Raw genomic sequence first — 16,883 nt, forward strand, 5'->3', positions numbered from 1 at the left:
AAGTCGACCGCAAAAACGGTATAATGGAGGCTACGATAACTGGAAGGATGAGGAATAGTGATTGAGATCGAGGCGTACACCGTAGAGAAAGTGAAGGATCCGTTCGGCATTTTGACGGGGGAACGGTATGAATTCAAGCTGGACATTGACGTCGCCGAGGACGACGAGCTGTATGTCGCAGGCGGATTGTATATTCGGGTCATATACCGCGTAGACGGGGAGACCGGCAAGATCGTCAAGTACGAGCTGTTCGAACGGTTGAACGACAAGTTCGCGGACGTCGAGCTCGAGGACGAAGAAGAACAGATGCTGGAATCGTTCTGCGGCGAGCATTTCACCGAAGCGGAAGAATAGATAGCAACGGGTATAAGGCCGGCGTTTCATAACGACTTGGCCCGTTTAATAAGGAGTACGGCAAGCTAATAAGCGGGCCGAAACAAAGTGATTAGGCGGTGAATGACATGACAGTCCATTATCTGTTGAACTGTTACAACAACCAAATTTTGGTGAAGCAGGTGGATGGCGAAGCCGATGCCTTCCATGTCAACATCCAAAGCAACAACAATCCACTCAGTTTCGGCAATACGTTATATGCGGCCGCTTCCAAAGAGCAGGCCGTGCGGATTGCCAACCAGCTTTGCGCGTTTTACTCCATGGCCAGGGCGAACGGCTATCGCCTCGAAGGAGCAATCTTCCGCAACGAGAACAAGGCCGACATTGCCGTCGAGCATGTGCTGAAGGTCGAGCGCACGGAGGACGAGATGCACGACCTGCTGCAGAAAGCATAACGGCCGTTAAGGCGTCCGTTCATTCGCGAAGGAAACAATCCGGAATAGAATATGCACAGGGCCTCTTGCCGGGGTCCTGTTTCTTTGTTTAGCGGGAAGGGATGGAAGCGGGGCCTCTGAAAGTGGACAGGCTTTACGCAAGCATCATATAATGGTGGGTATGTTATCGCAACGCAACAGAGGTTGATCCGAGGAAACGGGGCTCATACGGCATGAAGACATTCAAGAAATTTTATATCGAAATTACGAGCGTATGCAACCTGGCCTGCTCCTTTTGCCCGCCGACGAATCGTTCGAAAGGCTTTATCGGCATCGACGATTTCACGAAGACGCTGGACGAAATCAGACCGCATACCGACCATATTTATTTCCACGTCAAAGGCGAGCCGCTGCTGCATCCCAAAATCGACGTCCTGCTCGACCTCAGCCACGAACGCGGCTTCAAGGTGAATTTGACCTCGAACGGCACGCTGCTTCATAAAGCGGGACCGAAAATCATGGGCAAGCCGGCGCTGCGCCAAATTAATTTCTCGCTGCACAGCTTCGACGGCCATGAAGGCTCTGTGGACAAGGAAGGCTACGTCGGCAAAGTGCTGGCTTTCGCCAAAGAAGCCGTTGCGCAATCGAATGTGCTGATCTCGCTGCGACTGTGGAATTTGACGGAAGACAATGCGACGAACGTCGAGCGGCAGCGCAATCAGGACATTTTGGATCAGCTGGAGCGTACGTTCGAGCTCGATTTTCGCATCATGGACCAGTTTACCCGGGGCAAAGGGATCAAGCTGGCCGATCGCATCTATCTGAATCACGATCATGAATTCAAGTGGCCGGATTTGAAAGAGGAAGAAGATTTGAGCCGCGGCTTCTGCCACGGGCTTCGGAATCAAGCCGGCGTACTCGTGGACGGTACCGTGATACCCTGCTGCCTGGACGGCGAAGGCGTTATCAATCTCGGCAACATCCATCAAACCCCGTTCTCGGAAATCGTCGAAGGGGAGCGAGCGAACCGGCTGTACGACGGCTTCTCCCGACGTGAAGTGGTCGAAGAGCTGTGCCGCAAATGCGGATACAGGCAACGGTTCAGCATGTAAGGAAAGAAGGTTTGTACTCCATTATGCGTCATTCATCGTCAAGATCCAGGGATTCATTGCTTTATCTGAACGAGGAACGTTCGTTCCGCGTGCCGCTGTTCTATGCGGCCGTCGTCATTCTGTTGATCAAACTGGCGCTGCTGCGCTATTTTCTGTTCGGCGAAATCAAATGGCCGCGCTTGACCGCGGACGCCTCGGCGCTGCTCGTCCTCTTATGCGCGCTTGAACTCGCGACGCCGGCCAAGCTCAAGGCATGGGCCTACGGCGGGCTGAATCTGATCGTTTCGCTGCTGCTGTTCTCGTCGGCCGTTTATTTCGAGCATTTCGGCTCGGTTCCGACGTACACGGCGCTCTACGAACTGCATCAGGTGACCAAAGTCAAAGACAGCGTCGAGTCGACGATCCAGTGGAGCCATTACTGGTTCTTCCCGGACATCGTCATCGGGCTTGCGGTTTGGATCTATGCAGGCGTGATGAAGAGACGGAGCGGCAGCGGGAGAAGAAAACTTGCCTCCGCAACTCCGATGTACCGTGTCGTCCTGAGTGCTTTATTCATCCTTGCGATCGTCGTTTCGGCGCGGTTCATTCACGTCGGCATGCCGATCGAGAACGAGCTCGTGATGGCGGAAGACGAAGGCTTCCTGAACTATCAGGTAGCTGCCGCGATCAAAGCCGCGAAAGACAACAGCATCGCCGCCGAAGGCAATACGGCGGATTTCGTCAAGCAGGCCGAAGACTTGCAGGCCACGTATCCGTATCAGGACAAGCAGGGCGGAACGCCGGCCGACTTCGGGATCGCGAAAGGCAAGAACGTGATTTTCGTGCAGATGGAAGCGTTCCAGAATTTCCCGATTCATCTGAAGCTGAACGGAAAGGAAATCACGCCGGAGCTGAATAAGCTGGCTGACGAAGGGTTGTACTTCCCGCATATTTTCCAACAAATCGGCCAAGGCAATACATCGGATGCCGAGTTCATGTCGAATACGTCGATTTATCCGACGGCGCAGATCGCGATGTCGACCGGGTACGGCAACCGGAACATTCCGAGCTTGCCGCGGCTGCTGCAGCAGAACGGCTATATCGCCGATACGTTCCACGTCAACGACGTGACCTTCTGGGATCGGAACAAGCTGTATGCGGCGCTTAATTTCGATCATTATTACGACAAGCCGTATTACAAGAACGATCATTTCAACAGTTTCGGCGCATCCGACGAGGAATTGTACCGCGTTGCCGTCGATAAGCTTAGCGATATCGACAAAAGCGATCAGCCTTTCTATGCCCAATTCGTGACGGTTTCGAGCCACTTCCCGTTCGAAGTGCCGGCTGACCGGGCGAAGATGACGCTGCCCGACAACTTGAAGAAGACGCAGCTGGGCAACTACTTGCTCGCCGTCAATTATACGGATTATGCCATCGGCAAATTAGTCGAGCGGCTCAAAGCCGAGGGCATGTGGGACGATACCGTCCTCGTGTTCTATGGCGATCATTTCGGCCTGCAGCCGGACGACAACGATCCCGAACAGGTTAACCGGCTGCTCGGCATCAAGTACGATCCGAAAGTGACCCGGTTCAACATCCCGCTCATCATTCATGTTCCGGGACAGCAGAAGGGCGAAGTGGTGGATCAAGTCGGCGGTCAGCTGGATATTATGCCGACGGTGACCAATCTGCTGGGCATATCGCTGAAACAGGCGAATTTCACGACGTTCGGCCACGATCTGCTGAACATCGATCATAACGTCATCGGTTCGCGCTACTATCTGCCGACAGGCTCGTTCTTCAATAACGATATCTTGTTCGTGCCCGGCAAAGGATTCGATGACGGTACTGCCGTCAACATCCGGACGTTGGAGCCCGTGACCGACCTGTCGCCGTATCGCAAGGATTATGATTACATTTTGAAGCTGATGGAGCTGTCCGACCATTATGTGCGGTCGCTTCCGAAGCGGTAAACGTCTATTTTCGATATGCAATGTAATAAAACCTGACATGATTATTGACATATCGGCGCGGCGCCGCCTATAATCAGTACCAATAGCAGGTTTTAACAATTGCATATCGGTTCTCATGTCAGCATTGAGGACAACAAAACTATCTAGGGTTCCGTTGACGGCCGTCAAACGTTCGTCAAGCCTGGTCCGAGAGATAGTGTGCGGAAACGTATCGTGCCTGGCACGGAGCCGACTGCATAACACGGAAGGATAAAAGCCTGGGAGATCACACTCCCGGGCTTTTTTATTTTTCGTTAACATCGGAGGAGGGGTTTCAATGACAAAGCTATGGAGCACGACAATCGCGCCCGGCGGAAAATGGTCCGGCGTACTTGCCAAAGGCCGACTGCTCACGTTCACGGCGCTGCAGGACGATGCGAACCTGGCGGTCATGCTGTTCAACGCCCATGATTTGACGGAGCGCTACAACATGCCGGATACGCTGAAAGCCCAGTATACCGCTCGCTTGACGCGCGGGAACGTACTGATGAGCGACAACGGTCGCGTGCTTGCGAGCATCGTGGAAGACGATCTCGGCTGGCACGATACGATATGCGGGGTAACGACCCGCGAGGGGACGGACGCCAAATACGGCGCGACGAATTATCAGACCGTTCGCAACGATTGGCTGCGCAGCGGCTACGAGAACTTCGCCGTCGAGCTGGTTCGCTGCGGCCTCGGCGTCCGCGATCTCGGACCGGTCGTGAATTTGTTCGCCAAGACGGCGTGCAATGAAGAAGGCGTCATGATTTACGATACCAAGCATTGCAAGGAAGGCAGCCAAGTGACGCTGCGCACGGACATGGACGTGTTGATCGTCCTGTCGAACACGCCGAATCCACTGAATCCTAGCACGGTCTACCCAACGGCGGCCGTCAAGCTCGATGTAGAGATCGCTCCAGCCTTCCAACCGGAGACGGATTATTGTTATCGCTACCGCGGCGAGAACCGCCGGGCGTTCGAGAATACGGAAACGTATCATTTACTGGCCGGCAAGTAGGACCAAGAGTGCAGCAAGGAATGGATAGCTTGGTGCGATAACCAAAAACGACGAGGAGGAATCCGCTATGACTGCTTTTATCCGAACCGAAAGCGAACTGAACGAAGAACTGGCGATCGTGGACGAGACGATCCTGGCCGGAGACGGCTGGATGAAGGTGCTGGAGCCGGGGCAGGTGCTGCGCATCGTGGACCTGGAAGGCAATCAAGCCGCGGATACGCTGTTCTTCGATGCCGATAACAGGGACGATCATTACAGCGCGGTCGCGACGATCGCGGGCCAAGGGAACATCTACTTGACGACGGGCTCCGTCCTTCGCGCGGAATCCGGCAAACCGCTCGTGAAGATCGTGGCCGATACATGCGGCAGGCACGATACGGTCGGCGGCTCCTGCTCCGCGGAGAGCAATACGGTCCGTTACGCGCATGACAAGCTGAGCATGCATAACTGCCGCGATACGTTCATGCTGCAACTGGCGCGGCACGATGGCGGCTATACGAAGCGCGACTTGGCGCCGAACGTCAATTTCTTCATGAACGTGCCGGTGACGCCGGACGGCGGACTTACATTCGCCGACGGCGTATCGGCACCGGGCTGCTACGTCGAAATGGCGGCGATCGCCCGCACGACGGTGCTGATCAGCAACTGCCCGCAGCTTAACAATCCTTGCAATGCTTACAATCCGACGCCGATTCGCGTGTTGATTTGGAATCCCTAGCATGAACGACAGCAAGCCAGAGAGAGAAAACGGATAACCGGGAGGGAAAGCCATGTTCACGAAAGTTCTCATCGCCAATCGCGGCGCCATCGCCGTTCGTATCGAACGTACGCTTCGCAAGCTCGGCATTCAATCCGTCGCCGTCTATACCGGCGCGGATCAAGACAGTCTGCACGTGGACGGCGCAGACGAGGCGGTTCTGATCGGTTCAGGACCGGCCAAGGAAAGCTATCTCGACGTCGAGCGTATTCTGCGCACGGCAATAGAAACCGGCGCTCAGGCGATTCATCCGGGGTACGGCTTCCTCAGCGAGAATGCCGCATTCGCCCGCGCTTGCCGCGAGAACGGTATCGTCTTCATCGGGCCGACGCCCGAGCAGATGGAGATGTTCGGCCTTAAGCATTCCGCGCGGGAAATCGCCGAGCGCGCTGGCGTTCCGATGCTGCCGGGCACGGCGTTGATCAGCGAGCTCGAGGAGGCGCTGGCGGAAGCGGAATCCATCGGCTACCCGGTCATTCTTAAAAGCACGGCGGGCGGCGGCGGCATCGGGATGCGCGTATGCCGCGAAGCGCGGGACTTGCGCGAAGCGTTCGACGGCGTCCGTCATTTGGCGGAGACGAACTTCAAGAACGGGGGGATTTTCCTCGAGAAATATATCGCGAAAGCCCGTCACGTCGAAGTGCAAATCTTCGGCAACCGGTTCGGCGAAGTGGCGACGCTCGGGGAACGCGACTGCTCCATCCAGCGCCGCAACCAGAAGGTGATCGAAGAGAGCCCTGCGCCGAACCTGCCGGATCGCGTTCGCCAAGAGATGTTCGCGTCGGCGAAGCGGCTCGCATCCGAAGTCGGCTATCGCAGCGCGGGCACGATCGAATATTTGTACGACCCGGAAACCTGCCGGTTCTATTTCCTCGAGGTGAATACCCGGCTGCAAGTGGAGCATGGCGTAACGGAAGAGGTGCTCGGCATCGACCTCGTCGAATGGATGGTGCTGGAGGCGGCCGATGAACTGCGCGGCATCGAGGCGCGGGTCGGTCTTCCGTCGGGTCACAGCATACAAGCGAGGATCTACGCGGAGGATTGCCTCCAACAATTCCGGCCGAGCGCAGGGAAGCTGGATCAAGTGAAATTCGCGGCAGACGCGCGCGTGGAAACGTGGGTGCGCGACGGGATTACCGTTACGACGCTGTACGATCCGATGCTGGCCAAGATCATCGTGCGCGGAGAGAGTCGCGCGGATGCCATCGCCAAGCTGGCCGCGGCGCTGGGCGAGACCCGGTTGTACGGGATTACGACGAATTTGCAGTATGTACAGGCGCTGCTCGGGGAAGAGGAATGCTTAACTGGCAACGTATATACGCAGCTGCTGAACGGGTTCGCGCCTGCGGAGCGGGCGATCGAGGTCATCGACGGCGGCGTGCAGTCGACGGTGCAGGACTGGCCCGGCCGCAAGGGCTATTGGGACGTCGGCGTGCCGCCATGCGGCCCGATGGATCCGTTGTCGTTCCGCATCGGCAACAAGCTGCTCGGCAATGCCGACGATGCATCGGGTTTGGAGCTGACGCTTCGCGGCGGCGCCTATATGTTCCGCAGCGACATGATGATTTGCTTGACCGGCGCGAACATGGAAGCGGAGCTGGACGGCGAAGCGGTTCCGGTTTATCGGCCGATTCCGGTCCGCCAAGGACAAGTGCTCCGATTCGGCGAAGCGAAAACCGGCATGCGCAGCTATCTGCTTGTCGGCGGCGGCTTCGATATGCCGAAGATTCTTGGCAGCTCCGCGACCTTCACGCTCGGCGGCTTCGGCGGGCACGGCGGCCGCGCGCTGCGTGCCGGGGATGTCCTTGGCGTCGTTCGCGGCGACGGGGAAGGGGACGGCCAAAGCGGCAGCCTCGGCGTAGGCCAGGGAGCTGGCCTGAGCGGAGGCTTGGACGCCGGCGAATTGTCACGGATGCAGCTCCGAGAAGCCGACCGGCCGGAAATGACCCGCGCCTGGACGATCGGCGTTATTCCGGGCCCGCACTGCACGGAAGAATATTTGAAGCCTTCGTATCTGAAGGAGCTGGCGGATACGGAGTTCGAGGTTCACTTCAACAGCTCTCGCACCGGCGTTCGGCTCATCGGACCGGCGCCGCATTGGGCGCGCGAGGACGGCGGCCAGGCAGGCCTGCATCCGTCCAACATCCACGACAACGCGTATGCGGTCGGAACGCTGGACTTGACGGGCGACATGCCGATTCTGCTCGGACCGGACGGACCTAGCCTTGGGGGCTTCGTCTGCCCGGTGACGACGGCCTCGGCGGAATTCTGGAAGCTGGGCCAGCTGCATCCCGGCGACACGGTCCGTTTCCAGCTGCTGACGCTGGAAGAAGCGGATGAGCTGAGACAACGGCAGGAGGATAATCTGGACGCCATGGGCGAAGCCGCTTGGAACAAGCTGGCGCCTGCGGCGCTGCCGCAGCCGAAGTCCGAAGAGGTGAAAGCGGCGTACCCGCTGCTTCACCAAGAGACGGACAACCGCCGCTTCCCGATTACGATCCGCTGCAGCGGCGACGAGAATATTTTGGTGGAGTACGGCGAGATGGAACTGGATTTGCTGCTGCGTTTCCAAGTGCATGCCCTGATGGAAGCCATCGAAAGCACCGGCGCGATTCCGGTTCAAGACCTGACGCCGGGCATTCGTTCGCTTCAGGTTCACATCGATCCCAAAGCGACGACCGTGCAGGAAGCCTGCGAGCGTATCCTGGAGCTGGACCGCAATTTGCCGCCGCTGGAAGAAATCTCGGTGCCTTCGCGCATCGTGCGGTTACCGCTGTCTTGGGACGATCCGGCTACGCAGTTAGCCATAGACCGCTATCAACAGAATGTCCGTCCGGATGCCCCTTGGTGTCCGAGCAATCTTGAGTTTATCCGCCGCATTAACGGGCTGGACGGCATCGATGACGTGCAACGCATCGTATACGACGCCAATTATCTGGTGCTCGGCCTTGGCGACGTGTATCTGGGAGCGCCGGTAGCGACCCCGATCGATCCGCGTCACAGATTGGTAACGACGAAATATAACCCGGCACGGACATGGACGCCTGAAAATGCGGTCGGCATCGGCGGCGCATACATGTGCATTTATGGCATGGAGGGTCCCGGCGGTTATCAATTCGTCGGCCGTACGATCCAAATGTGGAATCATTTGAACCGCGAGACAGCAAGCTTTCACGCGGGCAAGCCGTGGCTGCTGCGATTCTTCGACCAAATCCAGTTCTATCCCGTCAGCGACGACGAACTGCTTCGATTGAGGGAAGACTTCATGCGCGGACGGTTCGAGGCGGACATTACGGAGACGACGTTCAAGCTGGGCGATTATTTGACTTTCCTTGCTTCGATCGAAGAGAGCGCGGATGCCTTCGTATCGAAGCAGCAAGCCGCGTTCCAAGCGGAGCGGGAGAGCTGGAAGGCGCTGGGTCTGGCCGAATACGTATCCGAGAGCGATACGGCGAAGGCGTCCGAGGAAGACGAACTGCCGGAGAACGCGGTCGGCGTTCGCTGCACGATGCCAGGCAGCGTATGGAAAGTGCTCGCGACGCCGGGTCAAGCGGTGAAGAAAGGCGACACGCTCATCATCGAGGAGAGCATGAAGATGGAATTTTCCCAAACTGCGCCATGCGACGGTTACGTGGCTTCCGTCTTCGTCAAGCCGGGGGACGAGGTGCACGCGGGTCAACTGATCGTCAGTCTTGTGAAGGAAGCGGAGAGCGAGGTGTCGATTGCATGACGAACGAGATAAATCCGACAAACGCGGTAAATGCGGCAAATGCAACAAGTGCAGCAAACGTTGAATGGCCTGGCAAGCTGACCGCCGCATGGCTGCGGGAACAATATCTGGGAGAGCTGTTGACGCCCGCTGCCGTGGTGCATGAGATTTTCCAGCGTTCCAAGCGGGATGAAGGCATGAATATCTGGATCACGCCGCCTTCGCCGGAGCGCATCCGCCCTTATCTGGAACGCTTGTCCGATATGGATCCGGAGCAATTCCCGTTATGGGGCATCCCTTTCGCCATCAAGGACAACATCGATTGGGACGGCGCGCCGACGACCGCGGCTTGTCCGGATTTCGCTTATACGCCGGAAGAGAGCGCCGTCGTGGTGCAGCGTCTAATCGCGGCCGGAGCAATCCCGCTTGGCAAAACGAACCTCGACCAGTTCGCCACCGGCCTCGTCGGCACCCGCAGCCCGTACGGCGAAACGCATAACGCGCTGCGCCCCGAGCTCATCAGCGGCGGCTCGAGCTCCGGCTCCGCCGTCGCGGTGGCGCGCGGCCAAGCCGTCTTCGCGCTCGGCACCGACACCGCCGGCTCCGGCCGCGTGCCGGCGGCGCTGAACGGCCTCGTCGGCTATAAACCGAGCCTCGGCGCGTGGCCGACGAAAGGCGTCGTACCGGCATGCGCGAGTTTGGACTGCGTGACCGTGTTCGCTCACGACCTCGCCGACGCATTGGCCGTGGACGCGGTCGCGCGCGGCGCGGAAGCTGCCGATCCGTGGTCGCGATCGCTTCCGGTTCCGGTTGCGAGTCGCCTTCCTGCGGCGGTATGCCTGCCGGAGGAGGCTCCAGCCTTCTACGGTCCCTATGCCGCGCAATATCGGGCTGCCTGGGAAGCTGCCGCCGCGCAAGTCGCGTCGCTCGGCATTCCGGTCATCCCGATCGCGATGGATGTGTTCGCGGAGGCGGCGGCCATTCTATACGGCGGCCCATGGGTAGCCGAGCGCTGGGCGGAGCTTGGCGAATTCGTGAACGGTCATCCGGGATCGGCGTTTCCGGTGACGGAGCAGGTGCTGCGGACCGGCGAATCGCCGGCATATACGGCGGCGTCCGTATTCCAGGCGATGCATAAGCTGCAGCAGTATAAGCTTCAGGCCGGGAAGCTGCTGAAGGATGCCGTGCTTATGCTGCCGACCTGCGGCGGCACTTGGACGAGAGAAGACGTTCGCCGCGACCCGATTGCCGCGAACAGCGATATGGGCAAATACACGAACCATTGCAATCTGCTGGATCTATGCGCCGTAGCGGTGCAGGCCGGAGAAGCGGCGGAAGATATGCCGTTCGGCGTCACGTTCTTCGCGGCGGCGGAGAACGAGTCGCTGATTTGCGCAGCGGCTGCGGCTTTTGCGGCCGCGCGGGGCGATTCCGGTATTGGGACAATAGGCGTTGCGGGCGCATCTGGCCGAGACAGCGAGGACGAGGACGAAGTGGCGGCAGCGACGGGCAACCAACCGGCAGCGACACCGGGGATGCAGTCAGAAGCTTCGTTAGCCATTACGCAGGAACTTCAACTATCCAAACCGGCAGAGGCTTCGCCACCTGGGACGACGCATTCGACAGAGGCGGTGACAAACTCGCCGGAACAAGCAGCCAAAGCGGCAACGACGCTCGTCGCCGTCTGCGGCCTTCATATGCGCGGCTTCCCGCTGGAGAAGCAAATGCTCGGCTGCGGCGCCGTCTTCGTTCGCGAGACGGAGAGCGCGCCAAAGTACCGGCTCGTGAAGCTGCCGACCGTACCCGCAAAGCCGGGCATGATCAAGCAGGAGCAGGGCGGAGCGGCGATTACGCTGGAGGTGTGGGAGATGCCGCTTGCGGCTTTCGGCGGATTCGTCGCAGGTATCCCTGCGCCGCTCGGCATCGGCAAAGTGGAGCTGAGCGACGGCAGCGAAGTGCCCGGCTTCACGTGCGAGGCTTATGCAGCCGCTATTTCCGAGGACATCACGCAAACGGGATCATGGCGTAAAGCCGTGCTCATGTAAGGATTTACGACAAGCAGGCTGCGTCCAATCGGATGCGGCCTGTTTCGATTTTTGCTCAGGCGCAGGGCTTGGCACGCGTTGTGTTCGCAGCGGACTAGAAGACGAGTAGAGAGGAGGCGTATAATAGGAGGAATGGAGGTGCCTGCAATGCGCATTTTGAAGAAAAGTTTGATCACGCTCGCGATATTAATTCTGGTGGCCGTCATCTTGGGCGTAGTAGCGATTCGGTACGTGAAACCAACAGAAACCTTGAATCTGAATTACAGTACCGTACCGCTGGAGGACCGGGCCGTCAGCATGGCGAAGAAGCTGAGCACGACGCTGAAGCTTTCGGAAGCGGATGTCAACAATATCGGCAAGGCATTCATCGCGGCAAATCCGCAATACGGTCCGAATGTGACGATTACCGGGGCCCGTTTTCAATTCGAAGACGGACGCGTTGCCGGTCATTATAATTTGCTGGTCTTGGATCGCGTTCCGGTCGGCGTCGTCGTCTACTATCGTATCAAATGGCGCAATCCGAATTTGGTCGCCGAAGTCGACGAAGCGAAGCTGAGGGGCCGAAAGCTGCCGAACAAGTATTTCGACGATATCGTCATTCCGCTCGGAGATTCCATCCCGAAGCCGCTGCAGATCGAAAACGCGGAGCTGAGCGGAGAACAGCTGATCGTCAAAATCAAAAAGCCCACCTTATCCGAACTCACCCAGTTGCTGCGGCAAGAACTCGGATTATAGGCAGGCCGGAAGTACGAAAGGACGATAGAACGATAAAACGATAAAACGATAAAACGGAAGTACGATGATGCACGCTGCTATGTAGCGATAATACTCTATTATTCGTACTTAATTAATCCTTCTTAATTACGGCTTAACGCAATCTTGCCAGCATCGGACGGAGCGTGCTGATCAAAGCGGTTGCCGCGATAGCTTTGACGAAGTCGCCGAACAGGAACGGATAGCAGCCGCCTACCATTGCGGCATTGAAGGATAGCTTTGCTTTAAAGGCATACCACGGAACGCCGCCGACGTAGGCCAGTACGACGCTGAACAGCACGAGGCTGACGAACAGCCAGGCGATGCCGGTCCGGTTCAGCTTCTTCGTACGGGCGAACAGCCGGTCGCTGGCGAAACCGATGAGCAGGGCGGAAATCGGAAACATCCATATGAAGCCGCCAGTCGCGCCGAATATAACCGAGATGCCGCCATAACCGCCAAGCAGCGGAAGGCCGGTTGCCGTCAGCAGGAGGACGATCATGATGCTCAGGAACCCGTAGAAGGAGCCGAGCAGTCCGCCCGCAAGCATGACGGCGAATGTCTGCAGCGTAATCGGGACGGAAGAGAACCCTAACGGGATTTTGGCGAAGCTGAAGGCGACGAACAAGGCCGCGAACAGGGCGGTAAATACGGCGCCGCGAATCCAGGAAGCGGATTGGGATCTTCCGGCGGCAGAGATCGAAGTTTGGGTATTGCTGATTGGCGTGGTTTCCATTGTCAATTCTCCTCTCGAATGTTAACCTTGTTATCTGTGAGTGGTTAACAATTAGCATCTTATCATGGGAGTAAACTTTTGGGAAGAGGGAAATTCGAGTGGTGGATCACCTACATAATAGACTCGTTCTGCAAGGCGTGTCCGCTCTTCGTCGGCATGATGACGATGAGGCGGCTCCGAGGCTGGACGAGGTGGATTTCGCATTGCGCCCAGGGGAATGGGTTAACCTTGTCGGCGTCAACGGCAGCGGAAAGTCCTCGCTGGCCCGTCTGCTGGCAGGCCTTCTTATCGATGGCGTTCAGGGAACGTGGAGCCGCGGTTTCGCTGGGGAGACGCCATCGCCGTATGTCATGCAGCAGCCCGATGCGCAGCTGTTCGCCGAAACGCCGCGCGAAGAGATTCGCTTCGCGCTGGAATGGCGCGGACTTGCGCCGGACATGATTGTGCCGGAGACGGAGTCGATTCTCCGCGATACCGGACTGCAGGCCGTCGGCGATCTGCCGTGGGAACGGCTGTCGGGCGGACAGCGCCAGCTGGCGGCCGTCGCGGCGGCATCCGCGGCCAAGCTCGCGCTGATCGTATTCGACGAGGCGACCTCGATGCTGGACGAACAGTCGAGACGCAGCGTGCGCGGCATTGCGGCGAAGCTGAACCGCGAAGGAGCGGCGGTCGTCTGGGTGACGCAGCGGCTTCAGGAAATCGGCGCAACGGAGCGAACGGTCGCCATGTCGGAAGGCCGGATCGGTTTCGACGGTACCGGCGGACAGTTCTTGTACGGTTTGGACTATCCGCGCGGGATTAAGCCGGACGTGCCTCCGCCATGCCTGGCATGCGGCTTGCGATTGCCATATACGTCGCTTCTTGCTCTTGAGCTTGGCCGGAAAGGTAAGCTTCCGCCGCCTTTTCCCGAAACGGCGGCGGAATGGGAATCGGCGCTTCGGCAGGTGATCGAATCATGAACCGCGATATAAGAAGCGGCATTGGCCTGACGCAAACGGAAACGAAAACGGAAACGGACAACACTGGGAAAAAGCTGCGCATCGAAGGCGTACGGGTCATCGGCGAGACGGTAACGACGGGCATGCGCGGCGAATCCGCGGGATCGGCCTCGCTGATTCTGCATGCCGGTGAAATCACCGTCCTTATGGGAGCGAACGGCGCGGGCAAAACGCGTTTCATGGAGACGATCGCGGGGCTGCGAGCGCCGGAATCGCTTGCCGTTCATTACGGCAGCGAATCGTTATGGGAGCGCCGCCGGTTATCGGCCCGCGGGGAGTCGAAACTAAACGAAGCAGCCCTGCTTGCCTATGCGTATTCCTGTCAGTCGCCGGAAGAGCAGCTGTTCCTTCGGACCGTGAGGGAAGAACTCGACTATACGTTGAGACCTTATTCTTCGATGACGGAAGCGGATCGGAACGATCGAATCTCGGCGGCTCTGCAAGCCGTAAACTGGGACGGCTCATGGCTGGAGCGCGATCCGTATGCGATGAGCGGCGGCGAGCGGCGGCGGACGGCATTGTCTTGTTTGTTTGCCCCGCCGGCCGACTGGCTGCTGCTCGACGAACCGACGGCAGGCCTCGACGCCGAAGGACATGCGCTGCTTGGTGCGACTTTGAGGCGCTGCGCCTCGGAAGGGCAGGGCATTCTGCTCATTTCGCACGAGAGCGACTGGGCGTTCGAGCTCGCCGATCGCATGCTGCTTCTGCATGCGGACGGGAGCATGCGGTCATGCGGCAAGAGCGAGCTGCTGGCCAATCCGCAATGGTTGACGGAGGCGGGGATGGAGGTTCCGGCATGGTTCTCCGTCGCGCATCTGTGCACGCAGCTCGGCATCATGGAAGCGAGCGTATGGGATCCCAGTAAACTGGCGGAGGCGATTGCCGGTACGCCGGAGAAGTCGCAGCAGTCCCGAACCGAATCAACACTCGGAGCCGTCTCTGGCATTGCTGCAACCGGGCTTGCCGTCTCGACGAGTCCGACGATCACGCCCGACTCAACGAACTTGTCCAGCCCGACTCTCCCATCCAGCCCGACGATCGCGCCGATCGCGGCAAACGCGGCCGCCCCAACGATCGCGCCGGCCAGGCAGCCTTTCGCGCTTCGCGCGTCGGCGGACAAACCGTCGCCGATCGCGTCCTTCGACGCCAGAGCGGTATGGCTGACCTATATCGTACTTTCGACGTTCATCCTTCAACTGAACGGATGGCGGAGCGTAGGCTTAGCCGCAGTGCTCGTGGCGTGCGCGATTTATTTCGGACGAATTCCGCTTCGGCGGTGGCGCGGCGCTATCCGAACGATCGCGACGTTCACGGCCGTGATCTCCATATTCGCCGGGTTTACCGAATCGCGCGCAGACAGCATCTGGGACGTTCACGCTGCACTGCTTTCGCTGCAATCGCTGCTTAAACCGCTCATCGTCATGCTGCTCGGCTTCGGTCTGCCGATCGCCGTGACGCCGCTCAGGCTGAGGCGCTCGCTGGAACAGCTATTCTCCCGATTCGGCCGGGTGCCGCAGTGGGGAACGAAGATGCTGTTGACCATTACGCTGCTGCTTCGGTTCGTGCCCGTTCTCCTCTCGGAGTGGGAACGGTTCTCGCGCATCTCCGTCGCGCGGGGCAAGCGTGTCGGCAACAATTGGCGCGGCGCCATCAAGAAAATCCAAGAGACGGCACTGCCGTTCATGCTCTCGTTATTCCGGCTGGGCGATCAGGTAGCGGACGCGCTGGAGAGCCGCGGCGTCGGCGCGCAGTCGCATCCGACCGTACTCGTCACGGAAGTTTGGCAGCTTCGGGACACGGTGCTCCTACTGGCGGGAGCGGCTGGCGGCGTGCTGCTTTGGCTGTGAAAATAGGATTTTCGCCCGGAATGGGCTATGATAGTACAAGGTCCATGAAAGGAGCGCATGATGAAGATGACGCAACCGCTGCAACCCAAGCTTGACCGCACTTATATGATCGAATTCCTTCAACGGCTGCTCGCGACGCCAAGTCCAAGCGGCTATTGCTCGGCCATCATGAAGCTGATTCAAGCGGAGGCCGCCAAGCTCGGCTGCGACCTCGAACTGACGCCGAAAGGCAACGGAATCATTACGATTCCCGGTCAGCGGCCAGATAGCCGGGAAGTGATCGCGCTGACCGCACACGTCGACACGCTCGGCGCCATGGTCAGGTCGGTCAAATCTTCCGGCACGCTCCGGTTTACGCCGGTAGGCGGTTATGCCATGCATTCCGTAGAGAACGAATACTGCCTCGTCCACGCCCGGGACGGCAGGACCTACGAGGGCACGGTGCTGACCTCGAAGCCATCGGTCCATGTTTACTCCGACGCCCGCGATTTTAAACGCGAGGAAGCGAATATGGAGATTCGCATTGACGAGCCGGTAAAGTCCAAGGAAGACGTGCTGAAGCTCGGCATCGGCGTCGGGGACTTCGTATCCTGGGACCCGCGGACGCGGATTCTCCCGAACGGCCTCGTGAAATCCCGCCATCTCGACGACAAAGCGAGCGTAGCGGCGTTGTTCGCCTTGCTGGAATGGGTGAAGCGGGAAGGCAGAACGCCGGACCGCACCGTGAAAATCATCATTTCGACGTACGAGGAAGTCGGCCACGGCAGCTCGTACATTCCGGCCGACATTACGGAAATGATCGCCGTCGACATGGGCGCGATCGGCGACGATCTCTCCACGACGGAATACGACGTTTCGATATGCGCCAAGGATTCTTCCGGTCCTTACGATTACGAGATGACCTCGGCGCTCATCGCGCTCGCGAAGCGCGAGAACATCCCGCATGCCGTCGATATTTATCCGCATTACGGTTCGGACGCCTCCGCGGCGCAGCGCGGCGGAAGCAACATCCGCGCGGCGTTGATCGGACCGGGCGTACACGCCTCCCACAGCATGGAGCGCACGCATAGCGATGCCATTGCCAATACGGCCGTGCTGTTGGCAGCCTACCTGTTCGAGCCGCGCAATTGAGATGAACTGCTAAAATTACAAGTAGACAAGTATA

13 protein-coding genes and 1 riboswitch are annotated in these 16,883 nt (G+C 58.8%); of the genes, 12 read left to right on the plus strand and 1 reads right to left on the minus strand.

Features of this window, described 5'->3' with window-relative positions:
* Positions 1-57 precede the first annotated feature (57 nt).
* The 9 genes from GZH47_RS29935 (at position 58) to GZH47_RS29975 (ending at position 12,119) form a co-directional block, all read left to right on the plus strand.
* Positions 58-354, plus strand: a complete 297-nt coding sequence (locus tag GZH47_RS29935) for a DUF6509 family protein (protein ID WP_162644748.1) — start codon at positions 58-60, stop codon at positions 352-354.
* Between the two features lie 107 nt (positions 355-461).
* Positions 462-788, plus strand: coding sequence for a hypothetical protein (locus GZH47_RS29940; RefSeq protein WP_162644749.1), 327 nt, complete (start codon positions 462-464; stop codon positions 786-788).
* 212 nt (positions 789-1,000) lie between these two features.
* On the plus strand, positions 1,001-1,879 hold the full coding sequence (locus tag GZH47_RS29945; RefSeq protein WP_162644750.1) for a radical SAM/SPASM domain-containing protein: 879 nt from the start codon (positions 1,001-1,003) through the stop codon (positions 1,877-1,879).
* Between the two features lie 23 nt (positions 1,880-1,902).
* Complete coding sequence (locus GZH47_RS29950) at positions 1,903-3,834, plus strand: LTA synthase family protein (RefSeq protein ID WP_162644751.1); 1,932 nt, start codon at positions 1,903-1,905, stop codon at positions 3,832-3,834.
* A 132-nt stretch (positions 3,835-3,966) separates the two neighbouring features.
* A riboswitch (guanidine-I (ykkC/yxkD leader) is annotated at positions 3,967-4,100 on the plus strand.
* A 50-nt stretch (positions 4,101-4,150) separates the two neighbouring features.
* Complete coding sequence (locus tag GZH47_RS29955) at positions 4,151-4,873, plus strand: urea amidolyase associated protein UAAP1 (RefSeq protein ID WP_162644752.1); 723 nt, start codon at positions 4,151-4,153, stop codon at positions 4,871-4,873.
* A 67-nt stretch (positions 4,874-4,940) separates the two neighbouring features.
* Positions 4,941-5,591 carry an urea amidolyase associated protein UAAP2 gene (locus GZH47_RS29960; RefSeq protein WP_162644753.1) on the plus strand — a complete coding sequence of 217 codons (651 nt, stop codon included), beginning with the start codon at positions 4,941-4,943 and terminating at the stop codon, positions 5,589-5,591.
* Between the two features lie 52 nt (positions 5,592-5,643).
* A complete protein-coding gene (uca, locus tag GZH47_RS29965) occupies positions 5,644-9,360 on the plus strand; it encodes an urea carboxylase (protein ID WP_162644754.1) in 3,717 nt (1,238 codons plus the stop codon).
* Positions 9,357-11,384: an allophanate hydrolase gene (locus GZH47_RS29970; protein ID WP_162644755.1), complete on the plus strand. Its 2,028-nt coding sequence runs from the start codon at positions 9,357-9,359 to the stop codon at positions 11,382-11,384. Before uca ends, GZH47_RS29970 begins: the two co-directional genes overlap by 4 nt.
* Positions 11,385-11,522: 138 nt before the next feature.
* The gene (locus tag GZH47_RS29975) at positions 11,523-12,119 is read left to right on the plus strand and encodes a hypothetical protein (protein ID WP_162644756.1); all 597 of its coding nucleotides are present in this window, start codon (positions 11,523-11,525) and stop codon (positions 12,117-12,119) included.
* 133 nt (positions 12,120-12,252) lie between these two features.
* On the opposite strand, the gene GZH47_RS29980 is transcribed toward GZH47_RS29975, so the two are convergent.
* Positions 12,253-12,873, minus strand: coding sequence for a biotin transporter BioY (locus tag GZH47_RS29980; protein WP_162644757.1), 621 nt, complete (start codon positions 12,871-12,873; stop codon positions 12,253-12,255).
* Between the two features lie 98 nt (positions 12,874-12,971).
* On the opposite strand from GZH47_RS29980, the gene GZH47_RS29985 reads away from it, so the two are divergent.
* The 3 genes from GZH47_RS29985 (at position 12,972) to GZH47_RS29995 (ending at position 16,849) form a co-directional block, all read left to right on the plus strand.
* Entirely contained in the window at positions 12,972-13,832 is an 861-nt protein-coding gene (locus GZH47_RS29985; protein ID WP_162644758.1) for an ATP-binding cassette domain-containing protein, read from the plus strand.
* Positions 13,829-15,718: an ATP-binding cassette domain-containing protein gene (locus tag GZH47_RS29990; protein ID WP_162644759.1), complete on the plus strand. Its 1,890-nt coding sequence runs from the start codon at positions 13,829-13,831 to the stop codon at positions 15,716-15,718. The genes GZH47_RS29985 and GZH47_RS29990 overlap by 4 nt, the downstream gene beginning before the upstream one ends.
* A 66-nt stretch (positions 15,719-15,784) precedes the next feature.
* Complete coding sequence (locus tag GZH47_RS29995; RefSeq protein WP_162644760.1) at positions 15,785-16,849, plus strand: M42 family metallopeptidase; 1,065 nt, start codon at positions 15,785-15,787, stop codon at positions 16,847-16,849.
* The last annotated feature ends 34 nt before the right edge of the window (positions 16,850-16,883 follow it).

This window comes from Paenibacillus rhizovicinus (assembly GCF_010365285.1).
GTDB lineage: Bacteria > Bacillota > Bacilli > Paenibacillales > Paenibacillaceae > Paenibacillus_Z > Paenibacillus_Z rhizovicinus.

Excerpts from the sequence above, each read along its gene's own strand:
- GZH47_RS29980 (WP_162644757.1), bottom strand. The coding sequence starts at position 12,873 with ATGGAAACCACGCCAATCAGCAATACCCAAACTTCGATCTCTGCCGCC.
- GZH47_RS29940 (WP_162644749.1), top strand. The coding sequence starts at position 462 with ATGACAGTCCATTATCTGTTGAACTGTTACAACAACCAAATTTTGGTG.
- uca (WP_162644754.1), top strand. The coding sequence starts at position 5,644 with ATGTTCACGAAAGTTCTCATCGCCAATCGCGGCGCCATCGCCGTTCGT.
- GZH47_RS29955 (WP_162644752.1), top strand. The coding sequence starts at position 4,151 with ATGACAAAGCTATGGAGCACGACAATCGCGCCCGGCGGAAAATGGTCC.
- GZH47_RS29950 (WP_162644751.1), top strand. The coding sequence starts at position 1,903 with ATGCGTCATTCATCGTCAAGATCCAGGGATTCATTGCTTTATCTGAAC.
- GZH47_RS29990 (WP_162644759.1), top strand. The coding sequence starts at position 13,829 with ATGAACCGCGATATAAGAAGCGGCATTGGCCTGACGCAAACGGAAACG.
- GZH47_RS29970 (WP_162644755.1), top strand. The coding sequence starts at position 9,357 with ATGACGAACGAGATAAATCCGACAAACGCGGTAAATGCGGCAAATGCA.
- GZH47_RS29960 (WP_162644753.1), top strand. The coding sequence starts at position 4,941 with ATGACTGCTTTTATCCGAACCGAAAGCGAACTGAACGAAGAACTGGCG.
- GZH47_RS29945 (WP_162644750.1), top strand. The coding sequence starts at position 1,001 with ATGAAGACATTCAAGAAATTTTATATCGAAATTACGAGCGTATGCAAC.
- GZH47_RS29995 (WP_162644760.1), top strand. The coding sequence starts at position 15,785 with ATGACGCAACCGCTGCAACCCAAGCTTGACCGCACTTATATGATCGAA.